22 protein-coding genes are annotated in these 26,766 nt (G+C 70.3%); 1 reads left to right on the forward strand and 21 read right to left on the reverse strand.

Translation table 11 applies throughout. The features are described from left to right. Positions 1–4: 4 nt before the first annotated feature. The 15 genes from KU893_RS06980 to KU893_RS07050 form a co-directional block, all read right to left on the reverse strand. On the reverse strand, positions 5–832 hold the full coding sequence (locus KU893_RS06980) for a shikimate dehydrogenase (protein WP_246592091.1): 828 nt from the start codon (positions 830–832) through the stop codon (positions 5–7). Further along, complete coding sequence (gene mltG, locus KU893_RS06985) at positions 822–1,985, reverse strand: endolytic transglycosylase MltG (RefSeq protein ID WP_218233629.1); 1,164 nt, start codon at positions 1,983–1,985, stop codon at positions 822–824. The genes KU893_RS06980 and mltG overlap by 11 nt, the downstream gene beginning before the upstream one ends. Further along, positions 1,978–2,460, reverse strand: coding sequence for a Holliday junction resolvase RuvX (ruvX, locus tag KU893_RS06990; RefSeq protein ID WP_218233630.1), 483 nt, complete (start codon positions 2,458–2,460; stop codon positions 1,978–1,980). The genes mltG and ruvX overlap by 8 nt, the downstream gene beginning before the upstream one ends. Before the next feature lie 7 nt (positions 2,461–2,467). Next, positions 2,468–5,182, reverse strand: a complete 2,715-nt coding sequence (gene alaS / locus KU893_RS06995) for an alanine--tRNA ligase (protein ID WP_218233748.1) — start codon at positions 5,180–5,182, stop codon at positions 2,468–2,470. An 11-nt stretch (positions 5,183–5,193) separates the two neighbouring features. After that, positions 5,194–5,463: a DUF6167 family protein gene (locus KU893_RS23500; protein ID WP_218233631.1), complete on the reverse strand. Its 270-nt coding sequence runs from the start codon at positions 5,461–5,463 to the stop codon at positions 5,194–5,196. Beyond that, the gene (locus KU893_RS23505; RefSeq protein ID WP_218233632.1) at positions 5,460–6,014 is read right to left on the reverse strand and encodes a hypothetical protein; all 555 of its coding nucleotides are present in this window, start codon (positions 6,012–6,014) and stop codon (positions 5,460–5,462) included. Before KU893_RS23505 ends, KU893_RS23500 begins: the two co-directional genes overlap by 4 nt. A gap of 11 nt (positions 6,015–6,025) precedes the next feature. Beyond that, entirely contained in the window at positions 6,026–7,420 is a 1,395-nt protein-coding gene (locus tag KU893_RS07010) for a replication-associated recombination protein A (protein ID WP_372449672.1), read from the reverse strand. Positions 7,421–7,465: 45 nt separating this feature from the next. Continuing rightward, a complete protein-coding gene (locus KU893_RS07015) occupies positions 7,466–8,695 on the reverse strand; it encodes an ABC transporter ATP-binding protein (RefSeq protein WP_218233633.1) in 1,230 nt (409 codons plus the stop codon). After that, positions 8,695–9,786, reverse strand: coding sequence for an ABC transporter ATP-binding protein (locus tag KU893_RS07020; protein WP_218233634.1), 1,092 nt, complete (start codon positions 9,784–9,786; stop codon positions 8,695–8,697). Before KU893_RS07020 ends, KU893_RS07015 begins: the two co-directional genes overlap by 1 nt. Positions 9,787–9,800: 14 nt before the next feature. Further along, positions 9,801–10,817 carry an ABC transporter permease gene (locus tag KU893_RS07025; RefSeq protein ID WP_218233635.1) on the reverse strand — a complete coding sequence of 339 codons (1,017 nt, stop codon included), beginning with the start codon at positions 10,815–10,817 and terminating at the stop codon, positions 9,801–9,803. A gap of 97 nt (positions 10,818–10,914) precedes the next feature. Then, on the reverse strand, positions 10,915–12,651 hold the full coding sequence (locus tag KU893_RS07030; RefSeq protein WP_218233636.1) for an ABC transporter substrate-binding protein: 1,737 nt from the start codon (positions 12,649–12,651) through the stop codon (positions 10,915–10,917). Between the two features lie 101 nt (positions 12,652–12,752). Continuing rightward, positions 12,753–13,778: an ABC transporter permease gene (locus tag KU893_RS07035; protein WP_218233637.1), complete on the reverse strand. Its 1,026-nt coding sequence runs from the start codon at positions 13,776–13,778 to the stop codon at positions 12,753–12,755. 149 nt (positions 13,779–13,927) lie between these two features. Beyond that, a complete protein-coding gene (gene aspS, locus KU893_RS07040; protein ID WP_218233638.1) occupies positions 13,928–15,694 on the reverse strand; it encodes an aspartate--tRNA ligase in 1,767 nt (588 codons plus the stop codon). Continuing rightward, positions 15,691–17,082 carry a histidine--tRNA ligase gene (gene hisS, locus KU893_RS07045; RefSeq protein WP_257441453.1) on the reverse strand — a complete coding sequence of 464 codons (1,392 nt, stop codon included), beginning with the start codon at positions 17,080–17,082 and terminating at the stop codon, positions 15,691–15,693. Before hisS ends, aspS begins: the two co-directional genes overlap by 4 nt. 2 nt (positions 17,083–17,084) lie before the next feature. Next, positions 17,085–17,807 carry an MBL fold metallo-hydrolase gene (locus tag KU893_RS07050; protein WP_218233639.1) on the reverse strand — a complete coding sequence of 241 codons (723 nt, stop codon included), beginning with the start codon at positions 17,805–17,807 and terminating at the stop codon, positions 17,085–17,087. Positions 17,808–17,853: 46 nt separating this feature from the next. Here KU893_RS07050 and KU893_RS07055 point away from each other — a divergent pair, with 46 nt between their 5' ends. Beyond that, positions 17,854–19,092, forward strand: coding sequence for a DUF349 domain-containing protein (locus KU893_RS07055; RefSeq protein ID WP_257441452.1), 1,239 nt, complete (start codon positions 17,854–17,856; stop codon positions 19,090–19,092). A gap of 125 nt (positions 19,093–19,217) precedes the next feature. On the opposite strand, the gene KU893_RS07060 is transcribed toward KU893_RS07055, so the two are convergent. From KU893_RS07060 to yajC, 6 genes are all read right to left on the reverse strand, one after another. Beyond that, positions 19,218–20,171, reverse strand: a complete 954-nt coding sequence (locus KU893_RS07060; RefSeq protein WP_218233640.1) for a hypothetical protein — start codon at positions 20,169–20,171, stop codon at positions 19,218–19,220. A gap of 169 nt (positions 20,172–20,340) precedes the next feature. Next, positions 20,341–22,650: a RelA/SpoT family protein gene (locus KU893_RS07065; RefSeq protein ID WP_218233641.1), complete on the reverse strand. Its 2,310-nt coding sequence runs from the start codon at positions 22,648–22,650 to the stop codon at positions 20,341–20,343. Positions 22,651–22,671: 21 nt separating this feature from the next. Continuing rightward, positions 22,672–23,229, reverse strand: a complete 558-nt coding sequence (locus KU893_RS07070; protein WP_257441451.1) for an adenine phosphoribosyltransferase — start codon at positions 23,227–23,229, stop codon at positions 22,672–22,674. Between the two features lie 4 nt (positions 23,230–23,233). Further along, positions 23,234–24,502 (reverse strand): protein translocase subunit SecF, encoded by a 1,269-nt coding sequence (secF, locus tag KU893_RS07075; RefSeq protein ID WP_218233642.1) that lies wholly within the window; start codon positions 24,500–24,502, stop codon positions 23,234–23,236. Further along, positions 24,502–26,328 (reverse strand): protein translocase subunit SecD, encoded by a 1,827-nt coding sequence (secD, locus tag KU893_RS07080; protein ID WP_218233643.1) that lies wholly within the window; start codon positions 26,326–26,328, stop codon positions 24,502–24,504. The genes secF and secD overlap by 1 nt, the downstream gene beginning before the upstream one ends. Before the next feature lie 2 nt (positions 26,329–26,330). Beyond that, the gene (gene yajC, locus KU893_RS07085; RefSeq protein WP_218233644.1) at positions 26,331–26,660 is read right to left on the reverse strand and encodes a preprotein translocase subunit YajC; all 330 of its coding nucleotides are present in this window, start codon (positions 26,658–26,660) and stop codon (positions 26,331–26,333) included. Positions 26,661–26,766: the final 106 nt, after the last annotated feature.

Here is a 26,766-nt window from a genome sequence, read left to right on the forward strand (position 1 = left end):
GAACCTACCGAGCCGCGAGCGCTGCTTCGCCCGCCGAGCGCATGCCGTCGAGTGGCCCGTCCTGACCAGTGAACAGGCCGAACTGGAGCACGGCCTGGTGCACCAGCAGGTCCAGGCCGGACACGACGGTCGCCCCCGTGGCGAGGGCGGCCGCGACCAGTGGGGTGGGCCACGGGTCGTAGGTCACCTCGAACACGACGTCCGCCGGGAGCACTCGCCCGAGCAGCGTGTCGGTCTGGGCGCCGGCAGGGACGGTCGACACCAGGACGCCTCCGCTCGCGCGGACCTCGTCGAGACTCACCACGGCGAGCGTCGGTGCGCTGGGATGGGCCTCGACCGCCGCGACCGCCTCGGCGGCGTTGGCCGGGTTGCGCGCAGCGACGGTGATCGTGGTGACGCCCAGGTCGGCGAGCGCGAGACCGACGCTCGCGGCGGTCGCCCCGCCGCCGAGGATCGTGGCGCTGGCCAACGGCCCCGCGAACCGCTCCCGGATCGCAGCCGCCGCGCCCGGCACGTCGGTGTTGTCGGCGAACCAGCCGGCCGCCGTCCGCACCAGGGTGTTGGCGCCGCCGGCCAGCCGCGCGAGGTCGGAGACCTCGTCGGCCAGTGCCAGTGCCTCCCGCTTCAGGGGCGCGGTGACCGACAGGCCTCGCCACTCGGGGCCGAGGCCCGCCACGAACCCGGCCAGCTCCCCGGCGGGCACCCGCACGGCGTCGTACGTCGCGTCGATGCCGAGCGCGGCGTACCCGGCCCGGTGCAGGGTCGGCGAGAGCGAGTGGGCGACCGGGTCGCCCAGGACGGCGCACCTCATCGACAGGGCATCAGCAGGCATCGGAGGTGGTGCAGTACTCACGCAGCCGCTCGGTGGCGGCGTTGTGCTCCGCGAGGGTGGTCGAGAAGACGGTCTCGCCGGTCTTCAGGTTGACCACGACCCAGTACAGCCACGGGCCGTCGGCCGGGTGGAGCGCGGCGTCGATGGTCGCCTCGCCCGGGTTGCCGATCGGGCCGGGCGGCAGGCCCCGGTTGGCGTAGGTGTTGTACGGCGAGTCGATGTCGCGCTGCGCCGAGGTGGTCCAGACCTCGCCGGAGAGCCCGTTGGCGTAGGCGACGGTGGCGTCCGACTGCAGGGCCATGTCCTGGTCGAGGCGGTTGTAGATGGCGCGGGCGACCTTCGGGTAGTCCTGGTCGCGGTTGGCCTCGAACTCGAGCATGCTCGCCACGGTCAGCACCTCGTGGGCGGTGAGGCCGACGTTCTGGGCCTGGGCGTCGAGGTCGAGGTCCTTCATCACGGCCTGTCCCTTGGCGACCATCGCGGCGAGGATCGTCTGCGGGGTGTCGGCCGGCGTGATCGTGTAGGTGGCGGGGAACAGGTAGCCCTCGGGGTTTCCGCCCGCCGACGGGGGCAGACCGAGCGCCGCCGGGTCCGCCAGCACCGCCTCGAACTGGGCGGCCTTGAAGTCGGTGTTCTTGGCCAGGATCTTGACGATGTCGCTGGTGCGCTTGCCTTCCGGGATGGTCACCGTGTCCTGGGCCATCTGCGAGGGGTCGACGAGGATCGCGACCACGTCGGCGGCCTTCATCCGGCTCTTGAGCAGGTAGGTGCCGGCCTGGATCCTCGTGGAGCGGCTGTCCTTGGCCGCGGCGTCGACGAAGGCCTCCGAGGACGCGACGACGCCGAGGTCCTCGAGCTCGGCGCCCATCGAGCCGACCGACTGGCCGGGGTCGATGACGAAGGTGACCTGCCCCTGGCCGGGACCGGCGAAGTCCTCCGGCCCGGCGAGCATGTCCTTGACGTCGGCGATCGCCCCGCGCGCGAACCACGCCACCAGGCCGCAGAAGAGCACGGCGACCAACAGGATCGGCAGGCATCCGCCGCGGCGCTTCTTGGCTGCACGCCGCCGGCCACCTGCCGGTGTGCTCACCGGCAGGATGTCGTGACCGACGGCGTCATCCGGCGCGACGTTGTCGGACAGCGGCTCAGTCATGCGTCTCCTCGTGCGTGGGGTCCACCAGCTCCCCCGGAGGGGTGCCGGTCGCGCGTTCTGCATCCAGCGCCTGCTGGAGGATGACGACGGCCGCGACCTGGTCGACCACGGCGCGCCGCTTCGCTCCCTTGCGCTGGTCGCGCAGCATAGCCTCCGCCGTCACGGTGGTGAGCCGCTCGTCGACGAGCCGCAGCGGAACCGGGGCGATCCGTCGCGCCAGGCGTACGGCGAGCTCGCGGGTCTTCAGCGCGGCCGGGCCCTCGCCGCCGCCGAGCGAGCGGGGCAGACCCATCACGACCTCGAGGACCCCCGAGGAGTCACCTTCGGCCTGCAACAGCTGGTGGATCCGGCGCAGGTCGCCCTTGCCCCGGCGCACCGTCTCGACCGGCGTCGCCAGCACCCCGGAGGGGTCGCTTCGGGCCACGCCGATCCGGGCGTCGCCCGGGTCGATGCCGAGGCGGACCCCGTGGCGCATCAGACGGCTATCCCTGCGCGAGTGCTGCGGTGACGGCGGCGAGCGCCTCGTCGATGCGGGACACGTCGGTGCCGCCGCCCTGCGCCAGGTCGGCCTTGCCGCCGCCCTTGCCGTCGAGGAAGGGGGCCGCCGCGCGGACCAGGTCGCCAGCCGCGAGGCCGCGGGCCTGGGCCGCGTCGTTGAGGGCCGCCACGATCGCCGCCTTGCCGTCCGCCGCGCCGATCAGGACGACGACGGCGGGGGTGTCGCCGGCGAGCCGGGCCCGGACGTCGGTCGCCAGGGTGCGCACGTCGCCGCCGCTCGCGCCGTCGAGCCGCTGGGCCACCAGCCGCACGCCATTGACGTCGCTCGCGCCCTCGGCGAGCGCGGCGCCGCCGGACAGCAGCTGGGCGAGGCGGATCTTCTCGATCTCCTTCTCGCTCTGCTTGAGGCGCTCGAGGAGGTCGCCGACCCGGCCGACGATGTCGCCGGACTGGGTCTTGAGCAGCGTCGAGAGCTGGCCGACGACGTCACGCTCGCGGGCGAGGTAGTCGAAGCCCTCGACACCGGTCAGCGCCTCGATCCGGCGGTTGCCGGAGCCGACCGACGCCTCACTGGTGACCACGATGGTGCCGACCTGGCTGGAGTGCTCGACGTGCGTGCCACCGCACAGCTCACGCGACCACGGACCGCCGATCTCGACGACACGGACCTTCTGGTCGTCGTAGGTCTCCCCGAACAGCGCGATCGCGCCCCAGTCCTTGGCCTCGCTGAGCGTCATGTACTGCCAGCCGACGGGCAGGTCGGCGCGCAGTGCGTTGTTGGAGACCTGCTCGATCTCACGGACCTGGTCGGGCGAGAGCGCGTTGAGCCAGCCGAAGTCGAGGCGCAGGTAGCCCGGGCGGTTGTAGGAGCCGGACTGCAGGGCGGTGGGCCCGAGCACCTCGCGGAGCGCGGCGTGCACGATGTGGGTGCCCGAGTGCGCCTGGCGAGCGCCGATGCGCCACTGCGGGTCGACCTTGGCGTGCACCAACCCGGACTCTGTGGTCGAGGTGCGAGCGCCAGCGAGCCTCGAGACCCGCAGCTCGCCGTCGAGGACGCGGACCTGGTGGACCACGAGGCCGCGGACCGGGCGCTGGACGTCGAGGACCTCGAGGGCCCCACCCTCGAACTCGATCACGCCGGCGTCGGCGACCTGGCCGCCGGACTCGGCGTAGAACGGGGTGCGGTCGAGGACCAGCTCGCCGATCTCGCCGCCGGTGAGGGCCGGGACGGCGGCCCCCTCGCGCAGCAGCGCGAGCGGCTTGGACTCGGTCTCGAGGGTCTCGTAGGCGAGCCACTCGGTCGGGCCGTGGGCGTCGAGGATGTCGCGGTAGACCCCGGTGTCGGCGTGGTGGCCCTTCTTGGCCCGCGCGTCGGCCTTGGCCCGCTCGCGCTGCTCGGCCATCAGCTGCCGGAAGCCCGGCTCGTCGACGCTCAGCCCCGCCTCGGCGGCCATCTCGAGGGTCAGGTCGATCGGGAAGCCGTAGGTGTCGTGCAGCGCGAACGCCTTGTCACCGGCGATGGTGGTGGCGCCGGAGCGCTTCACGTCGCCCGCGGCGAGGTCGAAGATCTGGGTGCCCGCCTGGAGCGTCTTGCGGAACGCCTCCTCCTCGGCGAACGCGATCTGGGCGATCCGGTCCCAGCCGGAGACCAGCTCGGGGTAGCTCTCCCCCATCTTGTCGCGCGAGACCGGCAGCAGCTCGGGCAGCGCCGGGTCCTGGTAGCCGAGCAGGCGCATGTTGCGCACCGCGCGGCGCAGCAGGCGGCGCAGCACGTAGCCACGGCCCTCGTTGCCCGGGGTCACGCCGTCGCCGATGAGCATCAGCGAGCTGCGGACGTGGTCGGCGACCACCCGGAAGCGCACGTCGTCGACGTGGGCGTCGGCCCCGCTGGCGCCGTACTTCTTGCCGGACAGCTCCATCGCCTTCTCGATCACCGGGAAGATGGTGTCGATCTCGTACATGTTGTGCTTGTCCTGGAGCAGGTACGCCACCCGCTCCAGGCCCATGCCCGTGTCGATGTTCTTGCTCGGCAGCGGACCGGCGATGTCGAAGTCGTCCTTGGCGCGGACGGCGCTGAGCTCCTCCTGCATGAAGACCAGGTTCCAGATCTCCAGGAACCGGTCCTCGTCGGCCTCGGGGCCGCCGTCGGGGCCGAACTCGGGGCCGCGGTCGATGTAGATCTCGCTGCACGGGCCGCCCGGGCCGGGCACGCCCATGTTCCAGTAGTTGTCCTTGAGCCCGCGCGGCTGGATCCGGTCGTCGGGAAGCCCGGCGATCCGCTTCCAGGCGTCGCGCGCCTCGGCGTCCTCGGGCAGGACGGTGACCCAGATCTTGTCGGGGTCGAAGCCGAAGCCGCCGTCGGCCTGGGCGTTGGTGATCAACTCCCAGGCGAACTGGATGGCGCCTTCCTTGAAGTAGTCGCCGAAGGAGAAGTTGCCGTTCATCTGGAAGAACGTGCCGTGCCGGGTGGTCTTGCCGACCTCCTCGATGTCGAGGGTCCGCACGCACTTCTGGACGCTGGTCGCGCGCTGGAACGGCGGCGTCTCCTGGCCCAGGAAGTAGGGCTTGAACGGCACCATGCCGGCGTTGACGAAGAGCAGGTTCGGGTCGTCGAGCAGCAGCGAGGCCGACGGTACGACGGTGTGGCCCCGCGCCTCGAAGTGGGCGAGGAACCGGTTGCGGATCTCCGCGCTGCTCAGGTGCCGCTCGTTCAACGGATGCCTTCCCTGCTGGGTGTGGTGGTGGGATTCATGAGTTGGGGCGGACCGGCGTCCGCGCCGTCGAAGCGTTGCCGCAGGTGGATCTCGGCCACGGCCTGGCCCCGGGCGACCTCCTCGCCGAACATCCGGGCGCCGACGACGGCCGCCCCGATCCGGTCGCGCATGCCGTCAGGAGTGAAGGCCTCCGCGAGGCGGCGTACCCGGACCATGCCGTAGACGCCGGCGGCGGCGCCGGCGGCGAACCAGACCCCCGCCTTCACGACGTGACCTCCACGTCGGCGCCCAGCGCGGAGCGCTGGCGCGACTCCAGGTCGCGGCGGGCGGCCTTCAGCATCAGCTTGCGCTCCTTGCGGGAGCGCTTGACCTCGCGCTTCATCTCGAAGCGGATCCGGTGGCGGACCTCGGGCGACAGCGCCCGGCGTAGCCCTGCGGCCAGCGCCGCGGTCTTGATGACGCTCTCGCGCAGCAGGATGTCGGCGAACATCGGGGCCGGTACGACGCGCGCGGGCACCCGCGGTCCCTGCTCCTGGCCCAGGTCGGTGATGACGTACTCGCGGTCGTCGACCACAGCGACCGGCGTGCGCTGCCCGCGCGCCGCCGCCTCCGGCCTGGCCTGCAGCTCCGCCTCGATGCCGGCCAGCTGCTCGCGCAGCGCCTCGGCGTCCTGGGCGGCTGCGGCGAGCAGCGCCTCGGTGTGGCCGCGCGCCTGGCGCACGGACCGCAACAGCCGGTAGGCCGCGACCGCGAGCGCCACGACGGCGACGAGGGTCAGCACGACCAGCCAGGTCGGCACGGCGAGGTCGGAGGTCACGACGAGAAAGCCTACTTGCCGCGGATGATGCGGCGAACTCGCTCCCACCGCTGCTTGACCGCGGCCTCGGCGCCGAGCTCGGTCGGGCGGTAGTAGGCGGCGTCGAGCACGACGTCGGGGGCGTACTGCTGCTCGGCGACGCCGAAGGGTGCGTCATGGCTGTACACGTAGCCCTGGCCGTGGCCGAGCGTCTTGGCACCGGCGTAGTGGGCGTCGCGCAGATGGGGAGGGACCTGGCCGATCTTGCCGGCCCGAACGTCGCCGATCGCCTCGAAGATCGCCGTGGTCACGGCGTTGGACTTGGGCGCCACGGCGAGAGCGATGGTGGCGTGGGCCAGGGTCAGCTGGGCCTCGGGCATCCCGATCAGCTGGACGGTCTGCGCGGCGGCGACCGCGGTCGTCAACGCGGTCGGGTCGGCCAGGCCGACGTCCTCGCTGGCGAGGATCATCAGCCGCCGGGCGATGAACCGCGGGTCCTCACCCGCCTCGATCATCCGGGCGAGGTAGTGCAGCGCCGCGTCGGCGTCGGACCCACGCACCGACTTGATGAACGCGCTGACGACGTCGTAGTGCTGGTCGCCGTCGCGGTCGTAGCGCACCGCCGCCTGGTCGGCCGCGGTCTCGGCCGTCGCGACGTCGATCACCAAGGTGGTCGAGCCTGTCGAGACCCCCTTGCTCCGGGCCGCGCCGGCCGCGGCCTCGAGGTAGGTCAGCGAGCGGCGGGCGTCGCCGCCCGCGAGGCGCACGATGTGGTCACGGGCCTCCTCCTCGAGCACCACCTCGCCGCCGAGCCCACGCTCGTCGGCCACTGCGAGGTCCAGGACGGCGGCGATGTCGTCGTCGGTCAGCGACTGCAGGCGCAACAACAGGCTGCGGGAGAGCAGCGGCGAGATGACGCTGAAGGAGGGGTTCTCCGTGGTGGCCGCGACCAGCGTCACCCAGCGGTTCTCGACGCCGGGCAGCAGGGCGTCCTGCTGGGCCTTGCTGAACCGGTGCACCTCGTCGACGAAGAGGACCGTCTCCTCCCCCGTCGCCACCAGCTGGCGCCGGGCCGCGTCGATCGCCGACCGGACCTCCTTGACACCCGCGGAGACGGCCGAGACCTCGACGAAGCGCCGACCGGTCTGCTGGCTGATGATCGAGGCGATCGTGGTCTTGCCCGTGCCCGGCGGCCCCCACAGCAGCAGCGAGAGGGACTGGTCGCCCTCCACGAGCTGGCGCAGCGGGGAGCCGGGCGCGCGCAGCTGCTCCTGCCCGACCAGCTCCTCGAGCGTACGCGGACGCATCCGGACCGCCAGCGGGGCCGAGGAGTGGGTGGCGTCGGCGAGCGAGCCGACCGACGCCGCCGGCCCGAACCCCGCGGCCGAGGAGCCCGGGGTGTCGAACAGCTGGGGCTCGTCATCCACGAGGACCCAGCCTAGCCAGCCGCGCGAACGGCTCCCGCTCGAGGTTCAGGCGCGCCCGATCGACTTGTTGTCGAGGTCGAACCAGGTGTCGGCGTACCCGGGCTGCTCGACCAGGTCGGGGCTCGGGCTGGCGCCCGGGTCGGGACGACCCACGGCGTCGACGCCGAGCAGGCCGGCGGTCAGCGGCTCGCGCGGCGCCTGGCCGAGCCGTCCCGGGAAGTGGCAGGCGACCTTGTGCCGGCGGCCGATCTGGAGCAGCGGCGGCTCGTGCCGCGCGCAGATCTCCTGCGCGATCGGGCAGCGGGTGCGGAACCGGCAGCCGGACGGCGGGTCGATCGGGCTCGGCACGTCGCCCTGCAGCCGGATCCGCTCGATCCGGGCCCCGGTGGCGGCCTGCTTGACGTCGGGGACGGCCGAGAGGAGCGCCTGGGTGTACGGGTGGTGCGCGTTCTTGTAGATCGAGTCGCGGTCGCCGATCTCGACGATCTTCCCGAGGTACATGACCGCGATCTCGGGGCAGAAGTGCCGCACGATCGCGAGGTCGTGGGCGATGAAGAGGAAGGCGACCCCGAACTCGTTCTGGATGTCCTGGAGCAGGTTGATGACCTGCGCCTGGATCGAGACGTCCAGCGCGGAGACGGGCTCGTCGGCGACGAGCAGCTTGGGCTGCAGGGTCAGTGCGCGGGCGATGCCGATGCGCTGGCGCTGGCCGCCGGAGAACTCGTGCGGGTAGCGGTTGTAGTGCTCCGGGTTGAGCCCGACGATCTCGAGCAGCTCCTGGACCCGCGGGAGAATCTTGTCCTTCGGCAGGGTCTTGTGGATCGCCAGCGGCGCGCCGACGATCGAGCCGACCGTCTGCCGCGGGTTCAGCGAGGTGTACGGGTCCTGGAAGATCATCTGGATCTCGCGCCGCAGCGGCTTGAGCTCCGAGGCCTTCGCCTGGGCGATGTCCTGGCCCTCGAACCGGATGGCGCCGGCCGTGGGCTTGTAGAGCCGGGTGATCAGGCGACCGGTCGTCGACTTGCCGCACCCGGACTCCCCCACGAGGCCGAGGGAGGTGGCCTCCGCGACCTGGAAGGAGACGCCGTCGACCGCCTGGACCTGGCCGACGGTGCGGCGGAACAGGCCGGGCGACTTGACGGGGAAGTACATCCGCAGCTGGTCGACCTCGAGGATCGGCTTGGCGCCACTCGGCGCGACCGAGGCCCCGTGGCCGGCTCGGGGCGCGACCGCGTCCTCGGGAGCCAGGTCCTGGTTGGTCGTGTCGTTCGTCATCACAGCTCCTCGGCCAGGTCCGGCGCGATGACCGGCAGGACCTCGGCCGCGTAGATCGCGTCGGCGTTGGGCAGGTGGCAGCGCTTGGTGTGCATCGGCCCGCGCTGGCCGGGGACCAGCATCGGCAGCTCGGTGCGGCACAGGTCCCCGGGCACCTTCTCGCGGTGCGGGCACCTGGGGTGGAAGGCGCAGCCGGACGGGGGGTTGAGCAGGCTCGGCGGGTTGCCGGGGATCGGGATCAGACGCGCGTCCGTGTCACCGGTGAGGTCGGGGACGCTGGACAGCAGGCCCCAGGTGTAGGGCATCTCCGGGTGCGTCAGGATCTCCTTGCACGGTCCGTACTCGACGGCCCGCCCGGCGTACATCACGAGGACGTCGTCGGCCATCTCCGCCACGACACCGAGGTCGTGGGTGATGATGATGACCGCGGAGTTGAACTCGCGCTGCAGATCCTGCAGCAGGTCGAGGATCTGGGCCTGGACCGTCACGTCGAGCGCGGTGGTCGGCTCGTCGGCGATGAGCAGGTTGGGGTCGTTGATCAGACCCATCGCGATCATGGCGCGCTGGCGCATGCCGCCGGAGAACTGGTGCGGGTAGTCGTTGACCCGCTTGTCCGGGTTGGGGATGCCGACCCGGTCGAGCATCTCCACGGCACGCTGCTTGGCGACCTTGCGGGACACGTCGTGGTGCACGCGGTAGGCCTCGGCGATCTGGTTGCCGACCGTGTAGTACGGGTGCATCGCCGACAGCGGGTCCTGGAAGATCATCGAGACCTCACGGCCGCGCTTCTTCCGCATCTCCTCCGCGGAGATGTCGAGGAGGTTGACGCCGTCGAGGACGATCTCGCCGCTCAGCTTGGCGTTGGTGCCCCGATGCAGGCCCATGATCGCCATGCTGGACACGGACTTGCCGGATCCCGACTCACCGACGATGCCGAGCGTCTTGCCGCGCTCGAGGTCGAAGGTCAGGCCGTTGACGGCCTTGACCAGGCCGTCCTGGGTCGGGAAGTGGACGTGCAGGTCCCTGACCGAGAGCAGCGCCTCGGAGGCGGGGTCCGTCGTGGGGAGGATGGACGGGGAGGTGGTGGACATTCCGGGAGTTCCTCTCAGCCCAGCCGCACGCGCGGGTCGATGACGGCGTACAGCAGGTCCACGATGATGTTGGCCACGATGACGAAGGCCGCCAGCAGGACGACGAGTCCGACCGTGGTCGGCAGGTCGAAGTCCGAGCTGGCACGCACGGCCAGCTTGCCCATGCCGGGGTAGTTGAACACCGACTCGGTGATGATGGCGCCGCCCATCAGGCCGGCGAAGTCGAGTCCGGCCATGGTCACGATCGGGGTGAGGGCCGCCCGCAGGGCGTGCTTGAAGGTCACCGTGCGCTCGCGCAGGCCCTTCGACCGCGCGGTGCGCACGTAGTCCTCCTGGAACGACTCGATCACGTAGGACCGGGTCATCCGGACGTAGGCGGCCATGAAGAACACCGCCAGCGTGATCGCGGGCAGCGTCAGGCTGGAGAGCCAGCCGCCGACGCCTCCCTCGGCGATCGAGGTGTAGCGCGGGATGTCGGTGAGCCCCCACTTGATGGCGACGAACTTGTAGAGCACCAGTCCGACGAAGAACGTCGGGAACGCATAGGCGACCAGGGAGAGTCCGACCAGGCCCCGGTCGATGATCGTGCCCTTCTTCAGGGCCGCGGTGACGCCGAGCAGGACGCCGCCCACGATCCACAGGACGAAGGCGGAGATCGCCAGCGAGAAGGAGACGGGGAAGGTGTCCTTGATCAGGTTGGTCACCGTGTCGCCGCGCTCGCGGGAGTAGCCCAGGCAAGGCGCGTCACAGTGGACGATGGTCTCCGGCGCGGTCTTGCGGAGCTCGGGGTCGTCGGGGTAGTCGCGCCCCTGGACGACGCCCTTGGCGAAGTCCACCCACTGGTTGGCGAAGGAGTCGTCGTAGCCCATCGCGGCGGCGGTCTGCGCCTTCTGGGCGGCCGAGCAGTTCTTGCCGCAGATGAAGGACGCCTGGTCGATCGGCGAGGCGAAGAACAGGGCGAAGGTGACGATGCTCATCACGATGAGCATGATCACGCCGGCGAAGACACGGCGGATGACGTACGCGAGCACAGGGGACCTCAGTGTGGGAGGAAAGGACCGTTGGGCACGGACAGTCGGGGGTCGCCCTGGGGACGACCCCCGACCGTCAGGTGTGGTTAGCGGAGAGTCACTTCTCCACGCCGATCACGGCGAGGTCGGCGTAGCCGTTCACCGAGACGTTGTTGGCGTAGCCGGTGATCTTGCCTCCGTGGACGAAGTTGAAGATCGTGATCTCCAGCGGGATGTAGGCGACGTCCTCACCCAGCTTGGCGTCGACCGCGGCCCACTTGTCCGCAGCGGCGTCGAGGTCGGGCTCGGCGTAGGCGTCGTCGATCATCTTGTCGACCTCGGCACCACCCTTGTAGTTGCCGTAGTCGTTGCCGTTCGAGTCACCGGTCAGGTTGATCCGGCTGTCGAACAGCGGCGGGATGACGGTGCCGGCGGAGGACCAGTCGGCGCCCCAGCCGCCCCAGGTGACGTCGAAGTCGGCGTCGGGCTTCTGGATCACCGAGTAGTAGGTGTCCTCCAGCGGGTCCAGCTCGGTGTCGAAGCCGGCCTTGTCCCAGCCGGCCTTCAGCGCGGAGGCCTGCTTGTCCGAGGTGGGGGTACCGCCCGAGTAGGTGAACTTGATCTTCACCGGCTTCGGGGCCGCGCACTTGTCGAGCGCAGCCTTGGCGGCCTCCGGGTCACCGGACTCGCCCATGGCGTCGAAGGCCGGGTTGGGCTTGTAGCCGGGGACACCCGGGTTGATCACCGAGTCGGCGGCCTTGAAGTACTCCTCGCCACCGCCGGCCTTGATCCAGGCGGCGCGGTCGGTCGCGAGCTTCAGCGCCTCGCGGCAGTTCGCGTCCTTGAAGACCTCGGAGTTGAAGTTCGGCAGCACGTAGTCGACGTACGGCGACTCGACCTGGGTGTAGCGGTCACCGGCCTCGTCCTTGCGGCTGAACAGGGCCGGCGGGAGACGACGCTCGGTCACGGCGTACTGGGCGTCGCCGGAGTCGGCGAGCAGCTGCTCGTAGATCGCCTCGTCGGTGTCACCCTCGCGGAAGTCCCAGGTGTCCGGGTAGGCCTTGCGGATCGGGTCGGTCGACTCGTCCCAGTTCTCGTTGCGGACGAACTTGCCGCCGGTGCCCTCCTTCCAGCCACCGTCGAGCTTGTAGGGACCGTTGGAGATGATCGCGAAGTTGTTCGCGTCGCCCTTGTCGAGGTCCTCGCGGTAGGGGTCCATGTACCGCAGCTGAGCGATCGACAGCGGGAAGTCCGGCCACGCCTTCTTGAAGCGGTACGTGATCGTCTTGCCGTCGCAGGTGACGGCCTTGTCGAACTGGTCCTGGCCCTTCTTGGTGTACGGGCCCTTGTACTCGGGCAGGCCGTCGGCACCGGTCTTGACGTCCAGGTAGGTGAACAGGTAGTTGGCGGGACCACCGATGATCACGTCGGTCGCGAAGTTGCGCGACGCGCCGTACTTGAAGTCCTCACACGTGATGTCCTTGCCGTCCTCCCACTTCACGCCGTCCTTGACGGTGAAGCTCCAGGACTTGCCGCCATCGGTCGTCGTACCGGTGTCGGTGGCGAGGTCGGCGACCGGCGTGGTGCCCTCGACCGGGTCGTTGGAGGCGGGCAGCGCCACCAGGCTGCGGTAGAACAGCCGGCCCGAGTTGTTGAGGTCACGGCCGATGTACATGCGCTGGGGGTCCCAGTGCTCGACGTTGCGGACACCGACGAAGAAGATGGCGTTGCCGCCCTTCTCCGCCTTGCCGCTGTTCCCGCTGCTGTCGCCGTCGTCACTGCCACCACCGCACGCGGCGAGTGTCGCCGCGAGCGCCGTGGCGGCCACGGCAGCCAATGGCTTCTTAAGGGCCATCCAACTATCTCCTTTTCGGTGAGTGACGCCGGCTCGGCCGGCGCCGCGGTGCTCCGGATCCCGTGTGATGTCGGCGGAGCACCGGGTCTGGGGGGATCCAGCTATCGGTGCGACTTGGGGTCGAGCGCGTCGCGAGCACCGTCGCCGACGAGGTTGAACACCACGACGATCAGGGCGAGCAGCGCGCCAGGCAGGAAGAAGTACATGGGATCCGCGCTGGTGTAGCTGACGGAGTCCGCGAGGATGTTGCCCAGGGTCGGGGTCGGCGGCTTGATGCCGACGCCGAGGAAGTTGAACGCCGCCTCGGCCGAGATGTAGGCCGGGACGAGGAGCGTGACGTAGACCAGGACGGGCGCCCACACGTTGGGCAGCACCTCCTTGAAGTACAGCCGGCGCCGGGACGCGCCCAGCAGGCGGGCCGCCTCGATGAACTCGCGCTCGCGGATCGAGAGCACCTGGCCCCGCACCACGCGGGCCACCGGCGGCCAACCGAAGGCAGCGAGGATCACGATCACGAAGGCGCCGTTGGCCAGGTCGGGGTTGGTGAAGAACCCGAAGCCGGGGAAGTCGGCGACGTCCTGGCGGATCATCACCACCACCGGCCCGGACAGGGCCAGCAGCATCAGGGTCTGGGGGAACGACAGGGTCAGGTCGATGATCCGGCCGATGACGGCGTCGACGAAGCCGCCCGAGAACCCGGCGACGATGCCGAGCACCGCGCCGATGATGACCGTGAAGATGGTCCCGGTCAGCGCGATGGTCAGCGAGGAGGTGATCGCCAGCATCAGCCGCGCCAGCAGGTCACGCCCCGCGCCGGGGTCCACCCCGAACGGGTGGTCCCAGCTGATGCCGCCGAAGCGACCCGCCGGAGCCACACCGTCGTCGGAGAGCAGCTCCTGGTGGAAGTCGTTGGGGTGCAAGACCCCCAGGAGCACCAGGATGGGCGCCGCGATCGCGCAGAGCACGATGAACACCGACAGCACGAACGAGATCATCGAGAGCTTGTCCGCCCGGAACCGGGCGATGGCCAGCTGGGTCGGGGACCGGCCGGCCACCGAGACGACGGAGTCGTCCTCGACCGGGGTCTCGGTCTCGTGGATCTCCAGTTCGGAGCCCGGGATCGTCATCTTCACCTCGTCGCCGTGGTCACGGATGCGACGCGAGCCACAGTGGCCTCGCGCCGTCCGTGACACTAGGCGCACCAGGTGCGTCAAGGCGATAGCGACGCGGTAACGGTTTGGTCTCGACCCCCGGCAAACCGTCCGGCGGACGGGCCTCAGCCCTTGTTTTCCTCCGTCGGACGGGCATCGACACCGGCTTCCTTCCGCTGCTCCGGCGTGATCGGCGCCGGAGCGGCGGTCAGCGGGTCGTAGCCACCACCGGTCTTCGGGAAGGCGATCACGTCGCGGATCGAGTCCGTGCCGGCCAGCAGGGCGACCACGCGGTCCCAGCCGAAGGCGATGCCGCCGTGCGGGGGCGCACCGAACTTGAACGCCTCGAGCAGGAAGCCGAACTTCTCCTCGGCCTCGGCCTCGTCGATGCCCATCACCTCGAAGACCCGCTTCTGGATGTCCTCGCGGTGGATACGGATCGAGCCGCCGCCGATCTCGTTGCCGTTGCAGACGATGTCGTAGGCCCAGGCGAGGGCGTTGCCGGGGTCGGTGTCGAAGGACTCGAGGTCCTGGGGGCTGGTGAAGGCGTGGTGGACCGCGGTCCAGGCTCCCCCGCCGACAGCGACGTCACCGGCCGCGGTGGCCTCGTCGGCCGGCTCGAACAGCGGTGCGTCGACGACCCACAAGAAGCTCCAGGCGTTCTCGTCGAGCAGACCCCCACGCCGACCGATCTCGAGCCGGGCCGCGCCGAGCAGGGCTCGGCTGGACTTCACGGGGCCGGCGGCGAAGAAGATGCAGTCGCCCGGCTGCGCGCCGACATGGGCGGCCAGGCCGGCCTTCTCCTCGTCGGTGATGTTCTTGGCGACCGGGCCGCCGAGCTCGCCGTCCTCCTGGACCAGGACGTAGGCGAGGCCCTTGGCGCCGCGCTGCTTGGCCCACTCCTGCCAGGCGTCGAGCTGCTTGCGCGGCTGGCTCGCGCCGCCCGGCATCACGACCGCGCCGACGTACGGTGCCTGGAAGACCCGGAACGGGGTGTCCTTGAAGTAGTCGGTGCACTCCACCAGCTCCAGGCCCATCCGCAGGTCGGGCTTGTCGGAGCCGTAGCGGGCCATCGCGTCGGCGTACGTCATCCGCGGCAGGGGCAGCGGCACGTCGTAGCCGATGAGCTTCCAGAGCGCGGCGACGATCTGCTCGCCCAGGGCGATCACGTCGTCCTGGGTCACGAAGCTCATCTCGATGTCGAGCTGGGTGAACTCGGGCTGGCGGTCGGCGCGGAAGTCCTCGTCGCGGTAGCAGCGCGCGATCTGGTAGTAGCGCTCCATGCCGGCGACCATCAGCAGCTGCTTGAACAGCTGAGGGCTCTGCGGCAGGGCGTACCAGCTTCCCGGCTGCAGGCGCGCGGGCACCAGGAAGTCGCGGGCGCCCTCGGGCGTGCTGCGGGTCAGCGTCGGCGTCTCGATCTCGACGAAGTCGTGGCCGGCAAGCACGTCGCGCGCTGCCTTGTTGACGTTGCTGCGCAGCCGGATCGCGTCGCCGGGCGCGCTGCGGCGCAGGTCGAGGTAGCGGTGCTTGAGCCGCACCTCCTCCCCCACCTCGACGTGGTCGCTGATCGGGAACGGCAGCGGCGCGGCGGCGCTGAGCACCTCGACGTCGGTGGCGACGACCTCGATCGCACCGGTCGGCAGGTTGGGGTTCTCACGACCCTCGCCACGCGCGGCGACCTCGCCGGTGACCTTCAGGCAGTACTCCGAGCGCAGGCTGTGGGCCACCTCCTCGTCGCGGATCACCACCTGCACGACGCCGCTGGCCTCGCGCAGGTCGATGAAGGCCACACCACCGTGATCGCGCCGATTGGCCACCCACCCGGCGAGGGTGATGGTCTGACCGACGTTCTCGGCGCGCAGGGCGCCGGCGTCATGGGTGCGGATCACTTGGATTCCCCTTCATCGGTGGTGCTGTCGGTGGTGACGACCTGCGGTCGCAGGTCCTCGGTCGGAGGCTCCCAGGTCGCCGGGTCGGCGGCGACCTGGTTTCCGGAGCGGATGTCCTTGACCTCGCTCGACCCGTCGTCCTGGCGGAACCAGACGTACGGGATGCCACGCCGCTCGGCGTGCCGGATCTGCTTGCCGAACCTCGCGGCGGTGGGCGCGACCTCACACGGGATCGCGCGGGCACGCAGTGCGGTGGCGATCGCGTCGGCCTCGGCGCGCGACTCCTCGTCGGTCACGGCGACCAGGACCACGCTGGGCACGGAGCGGTCGGCGGTGAGCACGCCCCGCTGCAGGAGCGGGACCAGCACCCGGCTCAGGCCGAGCGAGATGCCGACGCCGGGGTACGTCGTACGACCGTCGGAGGCGAGGGCGTCGTAGCGGCCTCCCGAGCAGATCGAGCCGAGCGACTCGTAGCCGTCGAGGCGGGTCTCGAAGACGGTGCCGGTGTAGTAGTCGAGGCCGCGGGCGATCGAGAGGTCGGCCTCGATCCGGGTCCGCTCGGTGGCGAGCGGGGCACAGGCGCGGACCAGGGTGGCCAGCTCGTCGAGGCCCTCGTCGAGCAGCTCGTGGCTGACGCCGAGGTCGCGCACCTGCTTGACGAAGGTGTCGTCGCTCGCGCGGATGGCAGCCAGGGCCAGCGCCTTGTCGGCCTGGTCCTCACTGATGCCGGCCTCGGTGAGCAACAGCTCCCGGACCTTCTCGGGAGCGAGCTTGTCGAGCTTGTCGACCAGGCGCATCACCTCGTCGATGCCGTCGCCCGACACGCCGAGGCCGGCGTAGAAGCCCTGGATCAGCTTGCGGTTGTTGACCTGGAGCCGGAATCCGGGCAGGAAGTCGAGGCGACCGAGCGCCTCGAGCATCACCCGGGCGACCTCGACGTCGTGGTGGAACGGCAGCGTGTCGCGCCCGACGATGTCGATGTCGGCCTGGGCGAACTCGCGGAAGCGGCCCTCCTGGGGCCGCTCGCCGCGCCACACCTTCTGGATCTGGTAACGGCGGAACGGGAACTCGAGCTTGCCGGCGTTCTCGAGCACGAAGCGAGCGAACGGGACGGTCAGGTCGAAGTGGAGCCCGATCCCCTTGTCCTTCGACGTGTCGTCCTCCTGCAGGCGGCGCAGGACGTAGACCTCCTTGGAGGTGTCGCCCTTGCGCAGCAGCTGGTCGAGCGGCTCGACGGCGCGGGTCTCGATGTTGGCGAACCCGTGCAGCTCGAAGGTGCGCGCCAGCGTGGCGACGACCTGCTGCTCGACGTAGCGCTGGGCAGGGAGCAGCTCGGGGAATCCGCTGAGCGGACGGATCGGCGCAGCCTTGGCCTTGGGGGATGTCACAGTCACAGTCCTCGGGTGACTCGACCCGCGTCGCCGGAGTCGAGGAGATCGAGCAGGAACGGGTTGGTCGCGCGCTCGCGGCCGATGGAGGTCTGCTCGCCGTGGCCGGGCAGGACGACGACGTCGTCGGCCAGCGGCAGCACCTTGGTGGCCAGCGAGCGGAGCATCGCGGCGTGGTCGCCGCCGGGCAGGTCGGTGCGTCCGATCGAGCCTTGGAAGAGCAGGTCGCCGGAGAACATGACCTCGGAGATGTCCGGCCCCTCGGGCGTCTGCTCCCACGGAGTGCGGAAGGTGACCGAGCCCTCGGTGTGGCCGGGGGTGTGGTCCACCACGAAGCTCAGGCCGGCCAGCTCCAGGCGCGCGCCGTCGCTCAGCTCGGCGACGTCGTCGGGCTCGGTGAACTCGTAGTCGCCACCCAGGAGCATCGCGGCCGACTCGCGGGAGATCCCGGCCATCGGGTCGGCGAGCAGGTGCCGGTCGCCCGGATGGATCCACGCGGTCGCGTCGTACGTCCCGGCGACGGGGGTCACCGACCACATGTGGTCGATGTGGCCATGGGTCAACAAGACGGCCACGGGCTTCAACCGGTGCTCGCGGACGACCTCGGCGACACCCGCTGCGGCGTCCTTCCCCGGGTCGATGACCACGCACTCGGCGCCCGGTGCCGTGGCCGCGACGTAGCAGTTGGTGCCCCACGGTCCGGCGGGGAAAGCGGCGATCAGCACCGGCCCAGCCTATCGAGCGCTTCGGCTTTGATTAGCATGGGCCACTGTGACTACCTCCGACTGGGGCCGCGTCGACGGCGACGGCACCGTCTACGTGAAGACGACCGATGGCGAGCGGGCGGTCGGGCAGATGCCCGATGCGACACCCGAGGAGGCCCTGGCCTTCTACACCAAGCGGTACGAGAACCTCTCGCTCGAGGTGGACCTGCTCCATCAACGGGTGCTGACCGGCGTGCTCTCGCCCGAGGAGGCGACGTCATCGGTCAAGCTCGTGCGCGAGCAGCTCGTCGACGTCCACGCCGTCGGTGACATCGCCGCGCTGGTGCGCAAGCTCGACGAGCTCGGTCCGGTCATCGCCACCCAGCGCGACGCCCGCCGCGCCGCCAAGGCCCAGCGGGTCGCCGAAGCGCGCGCCGAGAAGGAGCGCCTCGCCGGCGAGGCGGAGAAGATCGCCACCGGGCGGGACTGGCGCAACGGCGCCAACCGGCTGCGCGAGCTGCTCGACGAGTGGAAGAAGCTGCCCCGCATCGACAAGGCCGCCGACGACGAGCTCTGGCGCCGGTTCTCCTCCGCCCGCTCCGCCTACACGAAGGCGCGCAAGTCGCACTTCGCCGAGCAGGACGAGAAGCGCGAGGGTGCCCGCGCTGTCAAGGAACGCCTGGTCGCCGAGGCCGAGGCGCTCGCGTCCTCGACCGAGTGGGGTCCCACGTCGGGCCGCTACCGCGACCTGATGCGCGACTGGAAGGCTGCCGGCCCAGCCCCCAAGACCGTCGACGACGAGCTCTGGCGCCGCTTCCGCGGCGCCCAGGACACCTTCTTCGGCGCCCGCGACGCCGCCAACGCCGCCCTCGACACCGAGTTCGCCGCGAACGCCGTCGTGAAGGAGGCGCTCCTAGAGGAGGCCGAGGCGATCGCCGCCGCTCTGGAGGCCTCGGGCGACCTCAACGCCGCCAAGGCCGCCTTCCGCCTCGTCGCCGACAAGTGGGACGAGGCCGGCAAGGTGCCCCGCGACCGCATCAAGGACCTCGAAGGTCGGATGCGCACCGTCGAGCAGGCCATCCGGCGCGCCGAGGACGACCAGTGGCGTCGTACCGACCCCGAGAAGTCGGCCCGCGCCGACGACATGGTCTCCAAGCTCGAGGCGGCCATCGCCGAGGCCGAGGCCAAGCTCGAGGCCGCCCGCGCCCGCGGGGACGAGAAGAAGGTCCGTGAGCTGGAGGAGAACCTCCAGGGACGCCGCTCGTTCCTCGAGATGGCCAAGAAGGCGTCCGCGGACTACCGCTGAGGTTGCGTCGCGACTGCTGCATGGATCCCCGGATGTCCGGGGATCCATGCGCATGTCAGGGGTTGCAACACCTGACAAGCGCACGGAGTGCATACGCGGTGTGACCAGCGGTGCTGACGTGGCGATCAGCGCCGGGCTGCAGCGGCTGCCTCGATGACGGCCCGAATCCGTCGCGCCAGGCGGACGGGATCGGCGAGGTCGGCCCAGGTGATCCGGATGCACCGCCAGCCGGTGAGTTCCGCGACCCGACTCTCGCGTTGCTTCTCACGGAGGACGGCATCGACGACGGACTCGCCTGGCCGCCGGAACTTGAGGTACTTCTCCTTGCCGTCGAACTCGATCCAGATACCAAGATCGGGGAAGGCGAAGTCGAGGTAGGCGAACAACAGCGGCCCGTCGTACACCTCGAACTGGGGCTCGGGCGACGGAAAGTGATGGCGCCACAGGAAGTAGTGCGTGCGGCTCTCGCCTGCGGACTCGATCCGGGGATCGCCGAGGCGCAGCACGAGGTCCGTCGCGAGCGAGTCCGGCCAGAGCGCCATACCGTTCTCGTATCGGTCGCGGATCTCCGCGGCGGTGAAGTCTCCTCGATGCAGGAAGTGGTTCAGCACCACCAACGCTGGCTCCACGCCCGTCATCGTCGCAACCTCCAGCGTGGCGCGCATCGGGGCCGCGCACTCGATGTCACCCACCACGACCAGGTCGCCAGCCTCGAGCGCACCCCGATGCTGCTTGATCCCGGCTTCGCGCCGTCCTGCACGGCCGTCCTTGCGCGTCGTGTGCACGGCCTCCAGCGAAAGCGCCCACGTCGGCGCATCAAGGAAGGGCAGCGCGGACACGTGGGTGGCGGCCGCTTCGACACACGCCTGCCGCAGCGCGGATCGGACCCGCAGCGCATACCGCTCCTCTCGCGACAGCTGCGCCCACAGAGCACCATCGACGTACGCGCCGCGTCGGGGCTTGCCGAGCTGACCGGTGGCCACGGCGCGGGCCAGGCTGCGGTCGGTGTGACCGAGCGCGAGCAGGTCTTTGCGCAGAGCGATGTCGGTCAGGCAGGGGTGATCCGGATCCAGGTACATGCAGACGCACTGCCCTGGCCTGACCAACGCCTACACCACGTCCAGCCTCGCCTGTGGAGAGGAGCGTGAAAGCCGTGCACGATGACGCACTTCATGCGCTTGTCAGGGGTTGCAACCCTCGACAAGCGCATGAATCCCCGGATGTCCGGGGATCCATGCAGCCCCCGACCTACTGGGTGACGCGGTAGGCGTCGAACACGCCCGGGACCGAGCGGACGACGCTGAGGACCGTGTCGAGGTGCTTGGCGTCGGCCATCTCGAACGTGAACCGGGACTTCGCGGTCCGGTCACGGGAGGTGGTGAGGTTGGCCGACAGGATGTTCACGTGCGCGTCGGAGAGCACCATGGTGATGTCCGAGAGCAGGCGGGAACGGTCCAGCGCCTCGACCTGGATGTTGACCAGGAAGGTCGACTGGCCGGTGGGAGCCCACTCGACGTCGACGAGCTTCTCGGGCTGGGCGAGCAGGCTGGCGGCGTTGGTGCAGTCCTTGCGGTGCACCGAGACTCCCCCGCCCTTGGTGACGAAGCCGAGGATGGTGTCGGGCGGGACCGGGGTGCAGCACTTGGCCAGCTTGACCCAGACGTCGGGTGAGCCGGTGACGATGACGCCGGCGCCACCGCTCGTCGGGCGGCGGGGACGGCCCCGCCGGCCGGTGATGGTGACGGCCTCCGCGAGGTCCTCCTGAGCCCCCTCGTCGCCGCCGTGGAGCTCGATCACCTTGCGGACCACGGTCTGCGCGCCCAGGTTGCCCTCGCCGACCGCGGCGTAGAGCGCGCTGACGTCGGTCAGCCGGAACGCCGACGCGACGAGCGTCAGCGAGTCGTGGGAGAGCAGCCGCTTGAGGGGCAGGCCCTCCTTGCGCATCAGCTTGGCGATCTCGTCCTTGCCGCGCTCGATCGCCTCCTCGCGACGCTCCTTGGTGAACCACTGGCGGATCTTGGACCGGGCGCGCTGGGACTTCACGAAGTTCAGCCAGTCGCGCGAGGGGCCGGCGCCCTCGGCCTTGGAGGTGAAGACCTCGATCACGTCGCCGTTCTCGAGGGTGGACTCGAGCGGGACGAGGCGACCGTTGACCCGGGCACCGATGGTGCGGTTGCCGACCTCGGTGTGCACGGCGTACGCGAAGTCGACGGGGGTGGAGCCGGACGGCAGGGCGATCACGTCGCCTCGCGGGGTGAAGACGTAGGTCTCGGCCTGGTTGATCTCGAAGCGCAGCGACTCGAGGAACTCCCCCGGGTCCTCGACCTCGCTCTGCCAGTCGAGCAGCTGGCGCACCCAGCTCATGTCGTCGAGGTCGCCGGGCCGGTCGGTGTCGTTGCCGGCTCGGCCGTCCTCCTTGTACTTCCAGTGCGCCGCCACGCCGTACTCCGCGCGACGGTGCATCGCGAAGGTGCGGATCTGCATCTCGACGGGCTTGCCCTGCGGGCCGATGACCGTGGTGTGCAGCGACTGGTACATGTTGAACTTCGGCATCGCGACGTAGTCCTTGAACCGGCCCAGGACCGGGTTCCAGCGCGAGTGGAGCACGCCGAGGACGCCGTAGCAGTCACGGTCCTCCTCCACGAGGATGCGAATGCCGACGAGGTCGTAGATGTCGGAGAAGTCGCGACCGCCGACGATCATCTTCTGGTAGATCGAGTAGTAGTGCTTCGGCCGGCCGGTCACCGTCGCCTTGATCTTGGCCTCGCGCAGGTCTTTCTCGACCTGGGAGATCACCTCGGCGAGGAAGGAGTCGCGCGACGGCGCGCGCTCGGCGACCAGGCGGACGATCTCGTCGTAGATCTTGGGGTGGAGGGTCGCGAACGCGAGGTCCTCGAGCTCCCACTTGATGGTGTTCATGCCCAGCCGGTGGGCCAGCGGGGCGTAGATGTCGAGTGTCTCGCGGGCCTTGCGCTCCTGGGTGTCCTGCTTGACGAAGCGCAGTGTCCGCATGTTGTGGAGCCGGTCGGCGAGCTTGATGACGAGGACCCGGATGTCGCGCGACATCGCGACGATCATCTTGCGGATCGTCTCGGCGTTGGCCGAGTCGCCGTAGACGACCTTGTCGAGCTTGGTCACGCCGTCGACGAGCAGCGCGACTTCGTCACCGAAGTCGCGGCGACACTCCTCGAGGGTGTACGGCGTGTCCTCGACCGTGTCGTGCAGGAGCGCGGCCACCAGGGTCGGCTCGGTCATGCCGATGCCGGCGAGGATCGTGGTGACCGCGAGCGGGTGGGTGATGTAGGGGTCGCCGCTCTTGCGCTTCTGCTCGGCGTGCAGGCGCTCGGCGGTCAGGTAGGCGCGCTCCAGCAGCGGCAGGTCGGCCTTCGGGTGGTTGGCCCGCACGGCCCGGAACAGCGGCTCGAGGACCGGATTGGAGACCTGGCCCCGGCTGCCCATCCGGGCCAGCCGGGCGCGGACACCACGACCGCCGCCGGGCTCGCTGGGGACCGGGGTGGGCGCCGTCGGCACTCGTGGCGTCGTGCGCTCCTCGGTCATGGTCGCAGTCTAGTGCGGGCCTCAGACCCTCTGCAGCGCCTGCACGGCAACGTCGCCGAGGGCGGCGCGTCCGTCGAGGAAGCCGAGCTCCATCAGTACGGCGAAGCCGACCGGCTCCGCGCCGCAGCGCCGGACCAGGTCGCAGGTCGCCGCCGCGGTGCCGCCGGTGGCGAGCACGTCGTCGACGAGGAGGACCCGGTCGCCCGGCGCGACGGCGTCCTGGTGGAGCTCGAGCACCGCCTCGCCGTACTCGAGGGAGTAGTCGGCCTGGTGGGTGTCGTGCGGGAGCTTGCCGGCCTTGCGGACCGGTGCGAAGCCGACGCCGAGTGCCAGCGCGACGGGGGCCGCGAGGATGAACCCGCGGGCCTCCATCCCGACGACCTTGTCGACGACGACCGCGCCGCTCTCGTCGCGCCCGGCCGCGGCCATCGCCTCGACGACCGCGCCGAAGCCGGCCGCGTCGGCCAGCAGCGGCGTGATGTCCTTGAAGACGATGCCGGGCTCAGGGAAGTCCGGGATGTCGCGGACCAGCCGGGTCAGGGCGTCGACCGCCCGGGCACGGACGTCGAGAACGGGCACGGCGCTACTTCTTGCCGCGCTTGGACCGGGCCTGGCGCACCGGCTGCTTGCGGCCCGAGCTGCCGCTCTCGTTGACCGGGCGGCTGGGGGTCGGCACCACGCGGCCCTTGCCCACGGCCCCCCTGTTGGGAGCGGTACGACGGGGACCCGGCGTGTCGTCGACCTCCACCTCGAACTCCTCGTCGAGGAGCTCGTCCGGGATCGAGTCGGGGTCCTCGCCGCGGCGGCCGGCGACGGGCGCCTCGTCGGTCGCGGCGGGAACCGAGGCGTACCGGTCGGCGAGCGCGCGCTGCTTGGCCTTGGCGCGACGCGCCTGGATCTGCATCTCGGTCTCCTGCATCTTCAGGTGGACCAGGACGCGCGGGGCGAGCATGACCGAGGAGTAGACGCCGACGCCCATGCCGACGAACTGGGCCAGGGCGAGGTCCTGCAGCGAGCTGGCACCGAGCTGGACGGCCGAGACGTAGAGGATCGCGCCGATCGGGATGAGCGCGACGATCGAGGTGTTGATCGAGCGCACCAGGGTCTGGTTGACCGCGAGGTTGGCCGCGTCGGCGTAGGACTGCGTGTTCTTGCGGAGAACCGTGGTGTTCTCCTTGATCTTGTCGAACACGACGACCGTGTCGTAGAGCGAGAAGCCGAGGATCGCGAGCACACCGGTCACGGCGGCCGGCGTCACCTGGAAGCCGGACAGGGCGTAGACGCCGACGGTCAGCATGACGTCGTGGACCAGCGCGATGAACGCGGCCACCGACATCCGCCACTCGCGGAAGTAGCCCCAGATGAACAAGACGACGAGGAACAAGAAGATGCCGACGCCGAGCGCGGCGCGCTTGGCGACCTCCTGGCCCCAGCTGGGGCCGATGTCCTGCACCGACAGGTCACCCGCGTCGACCGTGGGGAACTCGTCGTGCACGAGCGCGGAGATCTCGCCGCGCTGCTCCTCGCTGAGGTTCTCGACCTGGATCACCAGCGACGAGTCGCCCTCGGTCGTGACGACGGGGTTCTCGGCGTTCTGGATACCGGAGTCGGCCACCTTGGTGCGCAGGTCGTCGGCCGCCGACTGGGTGGCCTTGCCGGCGCCCACCGGGACCGACACCGTCGTACCGCCGGTGAACTCGACGCCCATGTTGAGCGGCTTGAGGAAGAGGACCAGCACCGCGGCCGCGACGAGCGCGCCGGAGATGGCGTAGAAGAGCCACGGCTTGCCGACGAAGTTGATCGACTTGCGGCCCTGGTAGAGCTCGTTGCCGAGCCGGGACATCTTGCCCATCAGGCGTCACCTCCGGCGACGGCGGTGCGACCGGGGCGGGAGGGCGTGATGTCCATGCCCAGCGTCTCCTTGCTGAGGCCGGACAGCTTGTGCCCGGAGTTGAAGGCCTTGAACTGCGCGAGCCACGACACCATCGGCTTGGTGAACCAGAACAGCACCGCGAGGTCGATGAGCGTGGTCAGGCCGAGCGCGAAGCCGAAGCCCTTCACCGCGCCGCTCGCGAAGATGTAGAGCACCAATGCCGAGAGGATCTGGACCGTGTTGGCCGCGACCCGGGTGACCCGGGCCCGGGCCCATCCGGTCTCGACCGCGACCCGCATCGACTTGCCCTCGCGCATCTCGTCACGGATGCGCTCGAAGAAGATGACGAACGAGTCGGCGGTGATGCCGACGGCGATGACGAGACCGGCGATGCCGGGCAGGGTCAGGGTGAAGCCGGCGGTCTTGCTCAGCAGCAGCACCAGCGCGTAGGTGATCGCCGCTGCCACGAACAGCGAGCTGACCACCACCAGGCCGAGGCCGCGGTAGTAGAAGAGGCAGTAGAGCATCACCAGGACGAGGCCGATCGCGCCCGCGGTCAGACCGGCGGAGAGCTGGTTGCCGGCCAGGGACGGCCCGATCTCCTCGACGGAGGTCTGGTCGTCGTTGAACTTGATCGGCAGTGCACCGAACTTGAGGCTGTTGGCCAGGTCGAGCGCCTGCTGCTCGGTGAAGTCACCGGAGATGCTCGAGCGGCCGTCGGTGATCACGGCGTTCATGACCGGCGCCGAGATGGTGACGGCGTCGAGCACGATGGCGAACTGCTCGTCGGTGCCGTTGAAGGCCCGGGAGACGGCCTCGAAGTCCGAGGAGGCGCCGGCAGAACCCTTGGGGTGCGCGCGGTCCTTGCTGTTGCCCATCTCGATCTGCACCTCCCAGCCGACCCCGTTCTGGGGGGTGCCGGCGGCGGCGTTGTCGAGCTCGGTGCCTTCGACGACCGAGCGGCTCAGCAGGTACTTGATGCTGATGCCGCCCTCGGGCTGGGAGCAGGACACCAGCGGCTGGTCCGGGTCGTCCGCCAGGTCGGCGGCCTTGCCCTCGGCGTCGAGCAGCACGCCCTTCGCGTCGCAGGTGTACTTGCCGAACTCGGCGATCGCGGCCTGGTCGGGGCTGCGGGACCAGGCGATGTCGTCCTGCACGGTCCACGTCTTGCCGTCGCCACCCGGGTCGTCCGCGGTCGGCGTACCGGTCGGGACGTCGGCGGGGGCGTCCGTGGGGCCGTCGGTCGCCGGCGTGCCGGTCGCGGTGTCCGTGGCGGTCTCGGTCGCACCGTCCGTGGGGGCGTCCGTGGCGCCGTCGGTCGGGTCGTCCTCGGCGAGCGAGAGCGGCGCGCGGCCCAGGCCCATGCCGCTGGGGTCGCCCACGCCGGCGGTGGAGGTCTCACAGGCGCCGGGGCGCTGGTCGGAGCAGGCGACCAGCCGGAAACGGAGCTGCGCCTGGCGCTTGACCGTCTCCTCGAGCTGGCTGCGGTTCTTGGTCTTGCCGGGCACCTCGACCACGATGTTGCGGCCGCCCTGGGTGGTGACCGCGGCCTCCGCGACACCGGAGCCGTTGACGCGCTGGTCGATGATCCGGCGCGCCTCGTCGAGGTTCTCCTTGGTGGGAGTCTTCTCGGCGGTCAGGGTGATCCGGGTGCCGCCTTGCAGGTCCAGGCCGAGGGCGGGACGCCACGGCGTCTCAGGGTCCTTCACCCCGGCCTGCGAGAGCGCGGTCAGGCCGTAGAGCACGGCCAGACCGAGGAAGAAGACGATCAGGTGGCGCCCAGGGCGCGGACGGCGGGACGCCATGCTCAGCGCTCCTCTTCATCGTCGGGACGGTCGGTCGGGTCAGGCGTGGAGGTCTCGGAGGTCTCCGGCTCGGTCTCGCGGCGCACGGACGCAACGGCGCCCCGCACCACCCGGACCACGACTCCGGGGGCGATCTCGAGCTCGAGGTGGTCGTCTGCCTCGCCCGTGATGGTGCCGAAGATGCCGGAGGTCAGCATCACGTCGTCGCCGACGGCGAGGCCTGCCTGCAGGGAGGCGGCCTCCTTGCGCTGGCGCGAGGCGGGGCGGATGATCAGCAGCCAGAAGATGGCCGCGATCGCCACGATCGGCAGCAGGGACGCAGCGTCTTTCACAGACAAACCTCTCCAAAGGGCACGGACGGACCCCGCAGGACGAAGCCGTCCCCGGGACCGCCGGTCAGTGTAGCCAGGGACCCTGGGGAAATGCTGATCGGTGCAG

The sequence above is a fragment of the Nocardioides daeguensis genome (assembly GCF_019192965.1).
Classification (GTDB): Bacteria; Actinomycetota; Actinomycetes; order Propionibacteriales; family Nocardioidaceae; genus Nocardioides; species Nocardioides daeguensis.